This is a genomic window from Empedobacter sp. UBA5924 (assembly GCF_002431085.1).
GTDB classification, from domain to species: domain Bacteria; phylum Bacteroidota; class Bacteroidia; order Flavobacteriales; family Weeksellaceae; genus Empedobacter; species Empedobacter falsenii_B.
On sequence record NZ_DJDM01000022.1, the window covers coordinates 19,581 to 37,257 of the forward strand.

Genomic DNA, 17,677 nt, shown 5'->3' on the forward strand with positions numbered 1-17,677 from the left:
AACTTCAAAACTAAGGTTTTGATTTTCTAAAATACATCAATGAGTTTAATTAAAAGAGCGTTCTCATACGCAAAACCATATAGAACTTCGTTTGTTACAGCGATTATATTCAATTTACTCTATGCACTTTTCAATGTAATTGCATTGGCTTTTATGATGCCAATTTTGAGTGTTTTGTTTGGTGAAAAAACAACTGGAGTTATCGCAAAACCTATTTATTCTGGTGATTTGGGTAATCTGAAACAATTTTTTTCAGATTATTCAGCTTATTATATGAATGAGCTTTCTCAAACTCAAGGACCAGTTTATGTGTTAGCGATTTCGTGTGTGATATTTATTATTGCATTTTTATTTCGAAATATTTTCAGTTTTCTTTCAGAAACTTGTTTGGTAGATTTACGTTCGGGTGTGACACGTGATTTACGTGTTGATATTCATAACAAAATTATTGATTTGCCAGTTGCTTATTTTACTGAAAAACGAAAAGGAGATATGTTAAATCGTATTTCTAGTGATGTAAATGAGGTTGAATCTAATATTTTAAATTCAGTCGTAGAAATCATACGTTCACCAATTATGATTATCTTTTTCGTTGTAGTATTATTTACAGTTAGCTATCAATTAACAATTTTCGCTATTTTGGTTTTTCCGATTATGGGAACAATTATTTCGTTGATTGGAAAAAGTCTGAAAAAAGCTGCTGCTCATGCGCAAGACGAATTATCTAACATTATTACTTATGTAGACGAAACACTTTCTTCGCTTAAGATTATCAAAATTTTTAACGCAGAAGATCAAGTAAAAGGTCGTTTTGATGAATCGATTAATCGTTATCGAAAATATCTTCAAAAAGTAATGAAAAAACGTGCTTTGGCTTCACCAACAAGTGAATTTTTAGGTGCTGTTACAATTGGATTAATTGTTTTTTTTGGTGGTAAATTATCGTTAGAAGGAAATGGTTTAACAGGATCACAATTTATTTTTTATATCGCAACATTTTATACATTATTAGATCCGATTAAACGCTTTTCGAAAGCATTATCAGATGTACAAAAAGGAGAGGTTTCTGCAAAGAGAATTTTTGAGGTTTTGGATGCTGATGTTTCGATAAAAGATGTTCCAGATGCAAAAGGAATTGAAGCTTTTGAAGATAAAATTGAGTTTAGAAATGTGACATTTGCTTATGGTAAACATAATGTAATTGAGAATTTTAATTTAACAATTAACAAAGGAGAAACCGTTGCTTTTGTTGGGCAATCTGGTTCTGGAAAATCGACTTTGGCGAATTTAATTACTCGTTTTTGGGATGTGAAATCAGGTCAAATTTTGATTGATGGAATTGATATTAAACATATAAAATTAAATGATTATCGCTTGTTATTTGGTTTGGTTACGCAAGATTCTATTTTGTTTAATGATACAATTTTTAATAATATTTCATTAGGTGATAAATGTCCAAATTTGGAAAAAGTAGAATATGCTGCGCAAATTGCAAATGCGGAAGAGTTTATTGTAAAAATGCCAGAAAAGTATCAAGAGTCAGTAGGAGAGGGAGGTAGCAAGCTTTCTGGTGGACAAAAACAACGTTTAAGTATTGCGCGTGCGGTTTATAAAAATCCACCGATTATGGTTTTGGATGAAGCGACTTCTGCTTTGGATACGAAATCTGAAAAATTGGTACAAGTTGCCTTGAATAATATGATGCAAAATCGTACTTCTTTGGTTATTGCGCACCGTTTATCAACAATTCAGAATGCGGATAAAATTGTAGTAATGGAAGCAGGTAAAATTATTGAACAAGGAAATCATCATTCACTTATTGAGAAAAAAGGCGTTTATGCCAATTTGGTAAATATGCAGAATTTTGAATAAATGAAGTATATACAAACTAAAAAAATCCGCTTATTAAGCGGATTTTTTTGTTATATTTTAAATCGATTTAATTTCAAAACCTAATTGTTTCCAGTCTTCCCAAAATGTTGGGTAAGATTTTTCTACGACCATTTCATTCTCAATTCGAATTGGGTAAATTTGTGCTAAAGGCGCCATACACATTGCCATTCTGTGGTCGTTATATGTTGCTAAAGTTGGCGTTTTTTCAAAATTATTATAACCTTCTATCGTTAATGAATCGTTTGTAATTGTTATAATTGCTCCAAATTTTTCCAACTCATTTTTAAGTGCGACTAAACGGTCTGTTTCCTTGATTTTTAGTGTTTCTAAACCAGTTAAATGACATTTTGTTTTCAATCCCACACAAGTTGCAGAAATCGTCTGTGCAATATCTGGAGTATTGATTAAATTTAATTCGATGATAGATTTTGGTATGAAATTATCTTCATTTTTTAATGTTAAAACTCCATTTTCAAAAGTTGAAATTACACCAAAATTTTCTGCATAAATATGTTTTAAAGCTGAATCTCCTTGTAAAGAATCTTCGAAATAAGTTGAGATTTTAATTTCAGAATTCTGCGATAAAGCAATCAAACTATAATAATATGAAGCTGAACTCCAATCAGATTCTACTTGTAATGTTTGAGCTTTGATGTTTTCAGTAAAAGGAATTTTGATTGTATTTCCTTCGAAAATTGCATTAATTCCAACTTTATTCAATAATTGAATTGTCATTTGAATATAAGGAACAGAAATAATTTTTCCATCCAACTTTATCGTTAATCCATTTTCTAATTTCGTTCCGATCAAACATAAAGCCGAGATATATTGAGAACTAATGTTAGAAGGGATTGTAATAGAATCTTTCGTTATTTTTTTTCCAACAATCGATAAAGGCGGATAACCTTCGTTTTCTTGATACGAAATTTCTGCACCCAACTCATTCAAGGAGTCAACTAAAACTTTTATTGGACGTTGTTTCATTCTTTCAGAACCTGTCAACGTTATTTTTCGTCCATCTTGAATAGAAAAATAAGCCGTTAAAAATCGCATGGCAGTTCCCGCGTGGTGAATATCAACTAAATCACTTTTGTTCGCTAACGCTTTTTGCATTAATTGAGAATCTTCTGAATTTGAAACATTTTCTAATGTCAAAACATTCTCAAATAATTGACTTAATAACAACAAACGATTGCTTTCGCTTTTAGAACCTGTGATGGCTAATTGATTGTTTATCGGAGATTTTAGAGCAGAAATTTCAATCATATTTATTTTAATTTATCATTATTTTGATGACGATCGTGGTCACGTTTTGTTTTATAATCTAATTTTTTGTAAAAAGCTGATTCTAAATCAACACCTGTTTGATTTGCCAAACAAAGCGCTACAAAAATAACATCTGCCAATTCTTCGCCAAGATCTTTGTTTTTATCAGATTCTTTCTCCGATTGTTCACCGTAACGACGTGCAATAATACGTGCAACTTCTCCTACCTCTTCAGTTAATTGTGCCATATTTGTTAATTCGTTAAAATAACGAACACCATGTTCTTTTATCCAATTATCAACGTCTGTTTGTGCTTGTTTAAGGCTCATCTTATTTTAAATTTTAAAAGTTAAAGGTACAAAAATAAAAAGCCAACTCGTATTTGGAGTTGGCTTTATTCGATGTTTAGAATATTTTTTATTATTTTACCAAAATCACTTGCTGACTTTCTGCATTAATGATATTTGTTAAAAATTCTTTCAATGGTTTATAGTATTGTGCAGGTAAAATACTGTATGGAATAACTTTTTGGGCTTGAGCGATAATAAAACCATCTTTTTCAATTACTTTATATGCATATCCACCAGCTTGATCAGGCATTGTAAATTGCTTTTCAGTTGGTAAAGATTCGACTTTGTAACCTTCTGGAATTTTAATTTTAACTGTATTTGTATTCGTAGTTGGTGCACCAAACTCAATATTGTAATTACGTTGATCTAGATTTAAATTATGTTTTGTATTCGCAACAAATAAAAATGGATTGAATAATATTTTATTTCCAGCCACATCTACTTTTACATCATCAAATTTGAATTGATGACGAATTACATTTTGTTTATTATCTTGTGTTTTAAATTCTGAAATTTCAAAATTGTAATCTTCTACAAATTCTTTTTCAAACGCTTTTGGATCATCTGCGATTTCACTTTTATCAAACATATAAAAATAATTATCACGAACATTAGAAAATAAACCTTTCAAATTTCCATCAGCTTTTAAATCTGCCGTAATTGATATTTTATCATTGGTCATAACCGAATTACGAAGAGGAACTTCTTTTATTCCTTTGTCATTTACCATAAACCCACGATCGTTAATTGCCCGAATTGGTAATAAATTAATTTGAGCATTTTTATCAGTTGCATCCATTAAATAAAACTCATTATCTATTGTTGCTCCAACAATCACATAATTCAATTTACTACGAGAAGGAAACGAATAATTGATTAAACCATTTTGCAACGTACTCAAAACAATTGGATTTGCGTCTAATCCAGCTTTACGCAACATAGCTGTTAGCATAAGATTGATATCCGCTGAATTTCCTGATTTTTCGTTAAATGCTTTTCGAATTCCTTTATCTGTATATTGACCTAAATAATCATTCCAAGCCATGTTGTTTTTTACATAATTGTAAATTGCTTGAGCTTTTTCAATATTTGTAGATTTTCCAACAATTGTAGCGTTTACAGTTTCATCTAAAAAATTATTCCCATTTAATTGTCGACCAAATTCTTCGTGATCCATCAAATCTTTTCCAATACGTTCCCAAGTTGTAGAGAAACTTTCTGAAGTTCTACCTGGAGCAACAAAAGAAGCTAACTCAAACTGAATACTTGCTAACATATTTCTCGGATTAAGCACATAAGCTTCGCGAGAATAAGAAGGTAAATTAACTAATGAATAAGTTTGTGTATTGATTTTCATTTTAGCATTATCAATACTTGAATTTTGAGTTGTCCTTCCGTAGATATCACTTTCTCTTTTATTGTGAATTGTATAATTATCTTCTTTAGAATTTGTAGAAATTTTTGGAGCGAAACCGCCTCTCAAATCTTGTTGATAATTAAAATATTCTTGATTTTGCATCGTGAAATTACTTGCAACCACAGGAATCGATTGTTGAAAATACCACGTATCAGTATTTCCATAGAAAGGGGAAATAATTTCGTATGTATATTCTAAGATTGATCCATTTTTTACATTAGGAAATGTAAACGTTTGTTTATCCATAAAACGATGGACTTTATCTAAGAAAATATCTTTTTTCTCAACTTTTTGTTCAACAATTTTTCCATTTTCAAGGTTATAGGTAACCGCTTTTAAAGTAATCAATTTATCTTGATCTGATCCTGAGCTTTTGTAAAGAGGAATTTCTATTTTCAAAACATCATCAGGTGTTTTATCCTTATCAAAAACAATTACTCTATAAAAAACTTTTTTTGTTTGCTCAACACCTCCTTGATTGGTATTAAAACTAACTTTATAATTTCCGTCAGCATATAAAACTTCTGCAGGAGCGTCAGCTTGAATTGTACTTTTTGTTTTCTCGAAATCTTGTTTAGATAGTTTTCCAAATTTTACATCTTGTGCAAAACTCGAAACAGTTGCAACTGTCGCAACAATCGTAAATATTGTTTTCATATTAGTGTTATAATTTTTCTAAAAGTAGTTTTGTGTTGTCGTAACCCGAAATTTGTCTTCTAAATTCTACATATTCGTTGTATTTTTCTTTCGAAAAAGTTCCAGAAAATTGTTTGTAAATACGTTTTATTTCGAATGCATTATTTTCTTTTGGATTGATTTCTAATTGATATTCTCCAAAAGCAGATTTCACAGTTATAGCATCAAATTTTTGTGGTAATTTATAACCAGAAGGAAGTGTCAATGTATACGAAACTTCGTCAACATATCCTGTCTCGATGTTGAAATCAAACTTTCTATCTTTCATTTTTTTGACAGAAGTCTCTTCTTTATTCACTGGAATAATATTCAGAATGATGTTATTTCCTTGAATTTTAGCATAATTTGGTGCTGAAAACTCGAAATTTGAAGTAAAAACAGCATTTTTCCAATCATTATTAAATTCTTTCTTTTTGAATGATATTCCTTGTAAGTAAGAAAATCGATTTTTTAAACGAACATCAAGATCTTTCTCGCTTAATTGATTAAATCTTGCAAAATTCTCATAAATCAAACCTTTGGAAGTTTCAGAAAAATCAAAATTTAATGTTCCATCTGCTAAAAGTGTTGCATTTCCATTGACGAATAATTGATTATCTTCTGTATTGAATTGTTGCGAAGGAATAATTTTTCCGCCTTTTTCATCAACAATTAATACTTTTCTATTTCCTGCAAAATCACCTAAATAATTATAAGGAGCTGTTTGACTTGTTGCTTCTAACCAAATATCTTTTCCATTTAGAGGTATATAAACAATCATGTGATTCCCTTGTTGATACATCATTTGTTCATCAATATCAATTGGATTTCCAGCAAATAATATGGTGTGATACGATTTGATATTCACTGCATCTAACATTCCAATCATATAATTAGATAAGGCTTTGCAATCGCCATAACTTTTGCTCTCAACATAAGAATTCGGAAAAGGCGAAAGTCCTCCAATTCCCAGTTGTACACCAATATATCGAACTTTATTTTGCAAATGTTTGTACAAAATCTGAACTTTTTCTTCATCCGACTTTGCATCTTTTACCATGTTTTGAAAAGTTGATTTTTGAGCTGGAGTAAAATCTAATTTTGTACGAATTAAATTATCAAAAGTCCATTTTCCGTAATCATTCCAATTGTCAAAATTTCCTTTAACACCATCGATATTGATCTGATTTGAAGCTAAAATAGCGCGAGGAAATATTTTTTGACTTCCAACCATTTGATCTTCTTCATTAAATGCCAAAACATTGTTTAATGAATAGCTCAAATTATTGTTATCTCCTGTTTTTGCAATGTCAAAATCTTTAAAATTATCTTCTTTCAATCGAATAGTTGAAGATGTTTTATTTACAAATTGATAAGACGATTTTTCGATTGATAAATTTGCTGCTCGTATAGGTGACCAACGCGGAATCCAAAGTGTATTTTTGTTCGTTGTAACAATTTTATAATGTATCGTGTAAGGATAATTTGTTGGAGTATAATTCAAATATTTTATGCGATCATCCGTGTACATTTGTCCACCTGTAACATAACTTTGGTCACCAAAATCTTTGGTCTTGAATTTTTTAATTTCTTTTCCATTTGCATCATACAAAGTTGCCTCGAATAAGTCAATTTTCGTATTTGCATCATAATTCGCTTGCGCACCAACATAATTATCGCCTGCTTTACTCAAAACTGTTACGACAACGTCTTCCGTATATTTTAATTCATCAACTTTTAGAAGTTCTATTTTTTCTTCATTTTTTCGTACAACAGCATAAGCATCTTTTATCAAATCGGCTGGAATTTGATCGACTGCATAGTTTTGCGCAAAAGAAAATGAACTAATCAAAAAAGTTGAAAAAAGTAGAGTTTGTTTCATTCAATATCTGTTAATCAAGTTATTCTTTATTTTTTGAATCGATAAAAATGGTTACAGGACCATCATTCAATAATTCGACTTTCATATCTGCACCAAAAATTCCTCTTTGTACAGGCTTGAAATTTGATTCTAAAACGTTCAAAAATGTTTCATATTGTACGTTTGCTATGTCCGGTTTTGACGCTTTGATATATGACGGACGATTTCCTTTTTTCGTAGACGCATGCAACGTAAATTGAGACACAACCAAAATATCTCCATTTGTTTGCTGTACATCCAAATTCATCACATCATTTTCATCATTGAAAATTCGGAGTTTAATTATTTTTTTCGAAATCCATTCAAAATCTTCCTTCGTATCATCAGGTTCAAAACCAACCAAGGCCAAAATTCCGCTTTCAATTTTTCCTGTTATTTCTCCATCTACCATTACAGAAGCATGTTGCACACGCTGTAAAATCACTCGCATAATTCTAGTTTTATTGATTTAAAATCGATTTGAATTTAAGAAATTATTAACAAATAAAAAAACGTTACAACTCATCTTTTAAATGTGTTATAACGTTTGTTGTAATTTAAGTTTAGAAAGCAATCGCTATAGGTTTAAGTTAGTTGGTTAAAATAGATTTCCTCATCTGCAATTATCGCATAATATAACTCATAGAGCTTTGACATTTTTTTTGCATTGATGATTTCTTGTTCTATATTTTTTATTCTGTTTTCTTTATTTTCAGAATTATCAAATTCAGCAATCCACAATTTATTTGGATTTAATGGTTTCCAATTTAAATCTTCTAAATGCAATAAAAATCTTTCTTTTTGTTCCTTTGTACATTCCTCAAAATCTAAAGCGATTTTTACGGATAAATTGCTCATTCAATTAATTTTAACAAAAATAAAATGAGAAATTGAATTATTTTTACGTGAAACCGTAATTTGAGAAAATAAAAAAGCCATTTCATAAGAAACGGCTTTTTTATTATTTTTCGGTATAAATATCTTCTTCTAAAAAAGTGAGATAATTTTCGTAGCGAGAAACTGCGATTTCACCAATTTCTACTGCATAACGTACAGCACATTTTGGCTCGTTAACGTGAATACAATTATCAAATTTACAATTGTGTTTCAGTTCTAAAATTTCAGGAAAATAACCTTGTAATTCGGTTTTGTCGATATGAACCAAACCAAATTCCTTAATTCCAGGCGTATCGATAATGAAACCTCCAAAAGGCCATTCGTACATCTGTGCAAAAGTTGTGGTATGTTGTCCTTTGCTATTAAAATCAGAAACTTCGTGCGTTTTTAGGTTCAAATCAGGGTTTAAAGTATTCAACAACGTTGATTTTCCAACGCCAGAATGTCCCGAAACCAAACTCACTTTATCTTTCATTCGATTTTTTACAAGATCTAAATTTAGACCAGTTTCAGCAGAAATATCAAGACTTTCGTAACCGATAGAATTGTAAATTGATTTATAAATTTCTAACTCAGCCATTTCATCTTCCGTGTATGAATCCATTTTGTTGAATAAAATTACAACAGGAATATGATAAGCTTCGGCAGTAATCAAAAAACGGTCAATAAAACCAAACGAAGTTTTGGGATTAGAAAGCGTTACAACCAAAAAAGCAACATCAATGTTAGAGGCAATAATATGCGTTTTTTTGGATAGATTAACAGATTTTCGTATGATGTAATTTTTGCGATCATGAATTTTTGTAATGACTGCAATATCATCTTTGTCAATCTCAAACTCAACCTCATCTCCAACAGCAATTGGATTGGTATGTTTGATATTGGCTATTCTAAATTTTCCCCTAATTCTTGCCTGATAGGTTGCACCATCTTCGGTTAAAAGATGATACCAACTACCAGTAGATTTTATGACAATTCCTTTCAATATTGTTTAAATTTTTTCTTCTTTTTTTACCATAATTTGGTTTTGTTGCGCAACAGATTCTTGGTGAATTGCTTGCAATAATTTGTCAACAAAATCTTCAGATAAACCTAAAGAAACTCCTGCTTTTACAGAATTATCTTTGATTTGTTTCCAACGATCTGGCTGAAAAACTGCCACATTATGTTCTTTTTTCAATTCTCCGATAGAGTTTGCAACTTTCATACGTTGAGCAATTGCATCTAAAATAGAGTTATCTAATTCATCAATTTGATGACGTAAATTCTGAATTCCAGTTTTGTAAATTGCATCTGGATCATCAGAAACACGAATTTCTAAATCTTTTAAGATTTCTAATAAACGAGCTGGTGTTACTTGTTGAGCTGCATCAGACCAAGCTTCATCAGGATTATTGTGTGTTTCGATCATCAATCCATTGTATTCAAAGTTGAAAGCTTGCTGTGCAACATCAAATAATCCTGTTCTGTTTCCGCAAATGTGTGATGGGTCACAAATAATTGGCACGTTTGGTAATTTGTTTTTGAAATCTAATGCAATTTGCCATTGTGGATTGTTACGGTATTTTGTCTTTTTGTACGTTGAAAAACCACGGTGAATAGCACCTAAGTTTTTGATTCCTTGACCTTCTAAACGCTCCAAAGCACCAATCCATAAATCTAAATCTGGATTTACAGGATTTTTAACCAAAACTGTTTTGTCTGTATCACGTAAAGCTTCAGCAATTTCTTGTACTGTAAAAGGGTTTACCGTAGAACGAGCACCAATCCATAAAACGTCAACATCATATTCTAACGCTAATTTTGCGTGATTTGCATTGGCGATTTCAGTTGCGATTTTCATTCCGAATTCGTCTTTTACTTTTTTCAACCAGTTTAATCCGATTGCACCAACTCCTTCGAAACAATTTGGTTTAGTACGAGGCTTCCAAATTCCCGCACGGAAAACTTGCACATAATCTTTGTCCAAATCTTCAGCGATTGTCATCATTTGTTTTTCACTTTCTGCACTACAAGGTCCAGCGATGATCATTGGTTTATCGTATTCTTTTATCCAGTTATTGTTTTCCATAACATTTACAAATTTAAGATTTAATATTTATTTTATTTGAGAGTAATTATTTATTTAATATTCGACGTATGTCGTTTGTGTTTTTTAAATATTGATGAATATCTTCGGCGTCTTTTTCTTCGATCATTTTTCTGATTTTAGAAATTTGAGTTTGATAAGCATCAATAGCATTGAGTAAATTTTCTCGATTCTGAATCAAAATTGGTGTCCACATATCTGGTGAACTTTTTGCTAAACGAACCGTAGATTCGAAACCAGATCCAGCCATGTCAAAAATTGCATCTTCATTCTTTTCTTCTTCCAAAACTGTTTGTCCTAAAGCGAAAGATGTAATGTGCGAAAGATGAGAAACGTACGCAATGTGCGCATCATGCGCTTCCGAAGTCATTGTTTTAACATTCATCCAGAGCGATTGATAAATTTTTCTTACTTTTTTTACTGCTTCTTTTTCGCTTTCTTCAATATCACACAAAATCGCAACTTTGTTTAAAAACAACTCAGGAAAAGCAGCTTTTGGTCCAGAATTTTCCGTTCCTGCGATTGGGTGTGTGGCAACAAATTGTTTTCTTTTGGGATGACTTAAAACTTTTTTACAAATTCCAGCTTTTGTTGATCCCATGTCCATTACAATCGTTTTATCATTAATTTGATCTAAAATCTCTGGTAAAACTTTTTGAATTGAATTAATTGGAACCGCAATCACTACTAAATCTGATTGAGAAAGTGCTTCATTCAAAGGAGCGATTTCATCCACAATTCCTAATTCTAAAGCTTGAATTTGATGTTCAATATTTTGATCAACACCGATTATTTTTTCGGCAACACCAACTTTTTTTAATGCTAAAGCAAAAGAACCTCCGATTAATCCTAAACCGATTACTGAAATTATTTTCATGCTTCTAATCTTCTCTTTACTTCAATCAACTTCTCGACAGGTGCGCAAAGTGAAAATCTTATAAATCCTTCACCATTGCTTCCGAAAATACTTCCTGGTGTAATAAATACTTTTTTATTGTATAAAATTTCATCAATAAATTTTTTATCATCTTTTCCTTCTGGAAGCTTCGCCCAAATAAACATTCCTGCTGCATTGGGATTATATTTTACATTTAAAATATCAGCGATTTCCCAAATGATTCTTCGTCTTTCTGCGTAAATTTTTGTTAATTCATCGTACCAAGAATCATCAACTAAAAGAGCTTTTGTCGCGGCTTTTTGTATCGCAAAATTCATTCCCGAATCCATATTTGACTTTACTTTTAGAATAGAATTAATAAAACTTTCTTTTCCAATCACCATTCCTACTCGCCAACCTGCAATGTTAAAGGTTTTGCTTAATGAATTCAGTTCGATACAAACATCTTTTGCACCTTCAATTCCTAAGATGCTTGTCGGTTCATCGTTCAAAATAAAACTATACGGATTATCATTTACGATTAAGATATTGTGACGAGTTGCAAACTCTACTAATTTTCTAAGAACGTCTTTTGGGGCTTTGGCTCCGGTTGGCATATGTGGATAATTGAGCCACATAATTTTTGGTTTTTGCTCGGCTAATTTTTCTAACTGATCAAAATCTGGAAGCCAATCATTTTCATTTTTCAAATCGTAGAATAAAGGTTCTGCTTGCACTAATTCTGTAACAGATGAATAAGTTGGATATCCAGGATTTGGAATTAAAACTTTATCACCTTCATTCAAAAATGCCATCGAAATGTGCATAATTCCTTCTTTAGAGCCCATAAGTGGCAAAATTTCTGTTGAAGGATTGGCGTCTACATCAAATTTGTTTTTGTAAAAACTTGCCATTGCTTCGCGCATTTCTGGAATTCCGCGATAACTTTGATAGCCATTGATTCCGTTTCGTGAACTTTTGATTAATTCCTCGATCACATCTGGATGAGGTTGTAAATCTGGACTTCCAATTCCTAATGAAATGATTGGAATGTCGGTTTTCATGTTCGCTATTTCTTGTAATTTTTTCGAGAAATAATATTCTTGAACACTTTGTAATCGTTGGGCTTCTGCTATCATTTTTTCCCCAGTTTATATTCGCCTAATATTTCTAAATCCGTTAACTTTCTTGCAATTTTTCCAAGCAATTCATAATATTGTTCTTTTTGCTCGAACGTAATGTCAATATGGAAAGAGTATTCCCAAGGTTTTTCAATAATCGGAACAGATTGTATTTTGTCCATATTTATTCCACATTCTGCAATTTGATTTAATACATCTACTAAAGCACCAGCTTTATGTGGAACAGAAAAACGCATCGAAACTTTATTGAAATCTTCGTAATCGTTGTGCTCGCGTTGCAATACAAAAAAGCGAGTAAAATTATCTTGAAACGTCTGAATACTTGAAGCTAAAATGTCTAATCCATATACTTCTGCCGCTTTTCTTGAGGCAATTGCAGCAACATCATTCAAATCTTGCTCAATAATATCTTTGGCTGTTAATGCAGTGTCGATATCATTTACAACGCGCCATGTTGGATGTTTTTCAAGGAACTTATCACATTGTAACAATGCCATTTGGTGCGAACGAACTTCTTTTATATCATCTAAAGTTTGTCCTTTTTTTACCATCAATTGATGTTGAATTGATAAATAAATTTCTCCAACAACTTTCAAATTATATTTCGTTAGCAATGCATAGTTTGGTAAAATTGCCCCAGCAATTGTGTTTTCAATTGCCATGATTGCTTTTTCAACTTTTCCCTTTGCAAGCGACTTTGCTAAAGTTTTGAATGTGTCGCATTCTACAATTTCGATGTCATTTCCTAAATAATTATTGGCAGCTTCGTGATGATATGAACCAATGTAACCTTGTATTGCAACTCTTTCTTTCATTTTTTTCCACAAAAAAAGTCCCACAAATTGCGGGACTTTATATTATCTTATTATGAATGTTAACAATCAATTTTGACAACGCAGTCCCTGCTCTCCTGGATAATATCCAAAAAAGTAAAAAAAGAATGCGTTAAAATAATTGAATGTTGCCATTTCGTTTTTCTAATTGTTCTACAAATCTAAAAAATAATTTTTCAGTTATCCAAATCTTTTTTGCTAATTTTATCGAAAATTTTTCATCAAATGGGAATAATCATTACAGATTTAGTAAAAAAATACGGTGAACAGATGGCTTTAGACAAAGTTTCGTTTTCTATAAATAATGGCGAAGTTGTTGGTTTACTTGGACCAAATGGAGCAGGAAAATCGACATTGATGAAAAGTATTACCAATGCAATAAATGCAGATTCTGGTGAAATTTCTGTGAATGATTTTAATGTTTCGACGCAACCAATTGAATCGAAAAAGTTGATTGGATTTTTGCAAGAAAATAATCCATTGTACATGGATATGTATGTAAGAGAGTATTTGGAATTTGTAACAAATATTCGAAATGTGCCTAAATCAAAAATTGATGAAGTCATTGAAAAAGTAGGTTTATCACCAGAAAAACATAAGAAAATTCATCAATTATCTAAAGGATATAAACAGCGTGTTGGATTGGCGCAAGCGATTATTTCTAGCCCAGAAATTTTAATTTTAGATGAGCCTACAAATGGTTTGGATCCAAATCAAATTATTGAAATTAGAGAGGTAATTAAAGAAATTGGAAAAGAAAAAACGGTGATACTTTCGACACATATTATGCAAGAAGTAGAAGCGCTTTGTTCGCGTGTAATCCTCTTGAATAAAGGAAAAATTGTAGCCGATCAAGCGATAGAAGAATTTAAAGGACAATATAAAAACTTGGAAGAAGCTTTTCATGTTTTAACACAATAAAAAAAAATCCGTCCATTGAGCGGATTTTTTTGTGAATTATTTCTTTTTCAAGATAAAAACTTCTTTGATTTTTTCTGGATCAACTTTATCGTTTTTCGTTGTTTTTTCAAGTTTTGCAATCAAGTGATTTACTTCTTCTTCAGAAGCTGGACCACCAAGATTTTCTCCATTTACGCGAGAATCTTCTAAAACTTTTCCAGTCGAATCTAAAATTACCCAAAAAGGCAAACCTTGATTTTTTCCTCCTAATTTCTCATTGATAGCATCTCCACCAGGAGTTTCTAAATTTTTCTTCTCTGCACGTTCTTGTACAGTAATAAATGTTTTGACATAATTCGCATCAAAATATGGTTTCACAGCTGGATCGTCCATATTTTTTTCCATCTTTTTACACCATCCGCACCAAGAAGCATGAAAAATTAAAAAGACATTTTTATTTTCAACCTTCGCTTGATTTTGAGCTTTTGTTAATATTTCTGTTGCTGTTTGCGCGTTTACGATTCCTGCGAAAGCAATCATAAAACTTACGATTAAGGCTTTTAATTTCATTGTAATAAGTATTTAAGTAAATGTAAATAAATAATTGTATTTTCAATAAAAAATTAACACTTATGAAACATTTTTTAGGATTTATCTTTTTGCTATTTCTTGTGAGTTGCGCATCCAATAATATAAAAACAATTGAAGGAAAATGGAAACAAGATTTTTTGGATTATAAATCGAAAGTGGTAGAAGTTCCTTTGACAAAGAGTGATGCGGTTATGGATGTTTCAAGAAATAAATCAAAATTAAAAATAGAATTTGATTTTCAAGATGGTTATGAAAAAGATGTGACAGATTCTGTTGTGTTTAATTTTCCTCAACTCAAATTCAGAAAAATAAATCTTGATAAAACTTCTAATTATTATGATTTAACTTATAATGCGACTTGCGATTGTTTTTATGGTGAAATGAAATCATATTCTGGAAATGTATTAAATATAAAATTGAACAGAGTTTCTTCGGTTAAATAAATTTAATGGAAATCATTATCTTTGCACAAAATTATTAGAACATCGTTCTAATATTCAATCATTAAAAAAAGAGACAACATATATGAAATGTGGAATTGTTGGATTGCCTAATGTTGGTAAATCTACTTTATTTAACTGTTTGTCGAATGCAAAGGCGCAATCGGCGAATTATCCTTTCTGTACAATTGAACCAAATGTAGGAACAGTTTCTGTACCAGATACTCGTCTAAATCAGTTAGAAGCAATTGTAAATCCAGAGCGCGTTGTGCCTGCGGTTGTAGAAATTGTAGATATTGCTGGTTTAGTAAAAGGAGCAAGTAAGGGAGAAGGTTTAGGAAATCAATTTTTAGGAAATATCCGCGAGTGTAATGCAATTATTCACGTTTTACGTTGTTTCGAAAACGAAAATATTACACATGTTGATGGTTCTATTAATCCATTGCGTGATAAAGAAACAATTGATATTGAGTTGCAATTGAAAGATTTGGATACAGTTACAAAACGTATCGATAAATCTAAAAAAGCAGCAAAAGCGGGAAATAAAGACGAACAAAAAGTTGTAGAAGTTTTAACAGCTGTAATCGCTCATTTAGAAGAGTTGAAAAATGTTCGTGAGATGGATTTGGACGAAAAAGAGCAAGAAATTGTAGATTCGTTACAATTAATTACTTCTAAACCAGTTTTGTACTTATGTAATGTAGACGAATCTGCTGCAAAAGACGGAAACGAGTGGGTAGAAAAAGTAAAAGAAGCTGTAAAAGATGAGCATGCTGAAGTGTTGATTTTAGCGGCACAAATTGAAGCTGATATCAATGAATTAGAAACGTTTGATGAACGTCAAATTTTCTTAGAAGAATTAGGATTAGAAGAGCCAGGCGTTAATCGTTTGATTCGTTCTGCTTACACACTGTTAGATTTAGAAACTTATTTCACAGCAGGTGTAAAAGAAGTTCGTGCCTGGACAATCAAAAAAGGTTCTACAGGACCACAAGCGGCTGGAGTTATTCATACAGATTTCGAAAAAGGATTTATTCGTGCAGAGGTAATCAAATTTGAGGATTTTATTACATACGGATCAGAATCTAAATGTCGTGAAGCAGGAAAATTAAACGTAGAAGGAAAAGCGTACATCGTACAAGATGGTGATATCATGCATTTCTTGTTTAATGTTTAAGATTTAAATTATATCTATATAAAAAGCTCAATCGAAAGATTGAGCTTTTATTTTTCTACAAACTTTTCAAATTTTCTAAAGCCATTAAAAGTGTTTCATCCTTTTTAGCAAAACAAAATCGAATTACTTTGTTATCTGTTTTATCATGGTAAAATGCTGAAATTGGTATCGTCGCAACTTTATTTTTGATGGTTAACTGTTTTGCAAACTCATCATCAGATAAATCACTTATTTTAGCATAATTTGCACTTACAAAATAAGTTCCTTCGCAAGGCAAAACTTCAAAATTTGTTGAAGCTAAACCTTTAACAAATAAATCTCTTTTTTGTTGAAAAAAATCATTCAAATGCAAGTAATGATCAGGTTTTTCTAAATAATCTGCAATTGCATATTGTGATGGTGTATGCGTAGAAAAAGTATTGAATTGGTGACATTTTCTAAACTCTTTCATCAATTCTTTTTCGGCTAAAATATAACCGATTTTCCAACCAGTTATGTGAAATAATTTTCCGAAAGAACCTACGATGAAAATCTTGTCTTTTACTGATTTTAATTTTGCAAAACTTTGATGCGATTTTCCATCAAATGTAATGTGCTCATAAACTTCATCTGCAAGCAAATAACAATTTGAATCTTTTAGGATTTGTTCAAATTGTTTTAAATCATTTTCGGATAAAATTTTTCCAGTTGGATTATTCGGATTATTAACGATAATCAATTTCGTTTTATCATTAATTTTTTTCTTCAATTCTTCAAAATCGATAGAATATTCAGGATATTTTAGCTGAATTGGAACAATTTTTCCTCCAAATAATTCAACCGTTGGTTGATATAAATCGTAAGCAGGTTCAAAAATAATTACTTCATCATTTGGATGAATTAATGTAGAAACAACATTAAAAATCGCTTGACTTGCACCACTCGTAATGTTAATTTCATTCTGAAAATCGTAATCAGATTGATAAAGATTAGAATATTTTTCTGAAAGTAATACACGCAATTTTTCGACGCCAGTCATTGGCGCGTACTGATTGTAATTTTGTGTTGAATAATAATTTAAACGACTAATTAATTCAGAATCTGCATTAAAGTCAGGAAAACCTTGCGCTAAATTAATCGCTTGATGTTCATTTGCCAATTGACTCATTACCGAAAAAATGGTTGTCGAAACATTGGGTAGTTTAGATTTTATCATATTGGTAAATTAGGTCGTTTTTGCTCAAAATCAAA

General features: G+C 31.1%; 17 protein-coding genes. 4 read left to right on the plus strand and 13 right to left on the minus strand.

The window, feature by feature from the left end:
• The first annotated feature begins 39 nt into the window (after positions 1–39).
• Positions 40–1,872, plus strand: a complete 1,833-nt coding sequence (locus tag B3792_RS05310; protein WP_286494956.1) for an ABC transporter ATP-binding protein — start codon at positions 40–42, stop codon at positions 1,870–1,872.
• Between the two features lie 57 nt (positions 1,873–1,929).
• Here B3792_RS05310 and B3792_RS05315 read toward each other — a convergent pair whose 3' ends face one another.
• From B3792_RS05315 to B3792_RS05365, 11 genes are all read right to left on the minus strand, one after another.
• Entirely contained in the window at positions 1,930–3,159 is a 1,230-nt protein-coding gene (locus B3792_RS05315; protein ID WP_291048024.1) for a 3-phosphoshikimate 1-carboxyvinyltransferase, read from the minus strand.
• 2 nt (positions 3,160–3,161) lie between these two features.
• On the minus strand, positions 3,162–3,488 hold the full coding sequence (locus B3792_RS05320; RefSeq protein ID WP_038333238.1) for a nucleotide pyrophosphohydrolase: 327 nt from the start codon (positions 3,486–3,488) through the stop codon (positions 3,162–3,164).
• A 91-nt stretch (positions 3,489–3,579) separates the two neighbouring features.
• A complete protein-coding gene (locus tag B3792_RS05325) occupies positions 3,580–5,583 on the minus strand; it encodes a DUF3857 domain-containing protein (protein WP_291048019.1) in 2,004 nt (667 codons plus the stop codon).
• Between the two features lie 7 nt (positions 5,584–5,590).
• Entirely contained in the window at positions 5,591–7,483 is a 1,893-nt protein-coding gene (locus B3792_RS05330) for a DUF3857 domain-containing protein (protein ID WP_291048016.1), read from the minus strand.
• Positions 7,484–7,502: 19 nt separating this feature from the next.
• Positions 7,503–7,952: a D-aminoacyl-tRNA deacylase gene (dtd, locus tag B3792_RS05335; RefSeq protein WP_115002146.1), complete on the minus strand. Its 450-nt coding sequence runs from the start codon at positions 7,950–7,952 to the stop codon at positions 7,503–7,505.
• A gap of 134 nt (positions 7,953–8,086) precedes the next feature.
• Entirely contained in the window at positions 8,087–8,359 is a 273-nt protein-coding gene (locus tag B3792_RS05340; RefSeq protein ID WP_221854400.1) for a hypothetical protein, read from the minus strand.
• A gap of 103 nt (positions 8,360–8,462) precedes the next feature.
• The gene (gene rsgA, locus B3792_RS05345; protein WP_291048011.1) at positions 8,463–9,383 is read right to left on the minus strand and encodes a ribosome small subunit-dependent GTPase A; all 921 of its coding nucleotides are present in this window, start codon (positions 9,381–9,383) and stop codon (positions 8,463–8,465) included.
• Positions 9,384–9,389: 6 nt separating this feature from the next.
• Positions 9,390–10,469, minus strand: a complete 1,080-nt coding sequence (locus B3792_RS05350) for a bifunctional 3-deoxy-7-phosphoheptulonate synthase/chorismate mutase type II (protein WP_115002148.1) — start codon at positions 10,467–10,469, stop codon at positions 9,390–9,392.
• A gap of 46 nt (positions 10,470–10,515) precedes the next feature.
• Positions 10,516–11,364 (minus strand): prephenate dehydrogenase, encoded by an 849-nt coding sequence (locus B3792_RS05355; RefSeq protein WP_286494950.1) that lies wholly within the window; start codon positions 11,362–11,364, stop codon positions 10,516–10,518.
• On the minus strand, positions 11,361–12,503 hold the full coding sequence (locus tag B3792_RS05360; protein ID WP_286494949.1) for a pyridoxal phosphate-dependent aminotransferase: 1,143 nt from the start codon (positions 12,501–12,503) through the stop codon (positions 11,361–11,363). Before B3792_RS05360 ends, B3792_RS05355 begins: the two co-directional genes overlap by 4 nt.
• Positions 12,500–13,321, minus strand: a complete 822-nt coding sequence (locus B3792_RS05365; RefSeq protein ID WP_219034020.1) for a prephenate dehydratase — start codon at positions 13,319–13,321, stop codon at positions 12,500–12,502. The genes B3792_RS05360 and B3792_RS05365 overlap by 4 nt, the downstream gene beginning before the upstream one ends.
• A 243-nt stretch (positions 13,322–13,564) precedes the next feature.
• On the opposite strand from B3792_RS05365, the gene B3792_RS05370 reads away from it, so the two are divergent.
• Positions 13,565–14,260, plus strand: a complete 696-nt coding sequence (locus B3792_RS05370; RefSeq protein ID WP_219034021.1) for an ATP-binding cassette domain-containing protein — start codon at positions 13,565–13,567, stop codon at positions 14,258–14,260.
• A 36-nt stretch (positions 14,261–14,296) separates the two neighbouring features.
• Here B3792_RS05370 and B3792_RS05375 read toward each other — a convergent pair whose 3' ends face one another.
• Entirely contained in the window at positions 14,297–14,809 is a 513-nt protein-coding gene (locus B3792_RS05375; RefSeq protein WP_286494948.1) for a thioredoxin family protein, read from the minus strand.
• 62 nt (positions 14,810–14,871) lie between these two features.
• On the opposite strand from B3792_RS05375, the gene B3792_RS05380 reads away from it, so the two are divergent.
• Both B3792_RS05380 and ychF read left to right on the plus strand, forming a co-directional pair.
• Positions 14,872–15,273, plus strand: coding sequence for a hypothetical protein (locus B3792_RS05380; protein ID WP_219034023.1), 402 nt, complete (start codon positions 14,872–14,874; stop codon positions 15,271–15,273).
• Between the two features lie 82 nt (positions 15,274–15,355).
• Complete coding sequence (gene ychF / locus B3792_RS05385) at positions 15,356–16,447, plus strand: redox-regulated ATPase YchF (protein ID WP_125348936.1); 1,092 nt, start codon at positions 15,356–15,358, stop codon at positions 16,445–16,447.
• Positions 16,448–16,502: 55 nt separating this feature from the next.
• Here the strand turns inward: ychF and B3792_RS05390 are convergent, their stop codons facing one another.
• Entirely contained in the window at positions 16,503–17,642 is a 1,140-nt protein-coding gene (locus B3792_RS05390) for a methionine aminotransferase (RefSeq protein WP_114998290.1), read from the minus strand.
• Positions 17,643–17,677 lie beyond the last annotated feature (35 nt).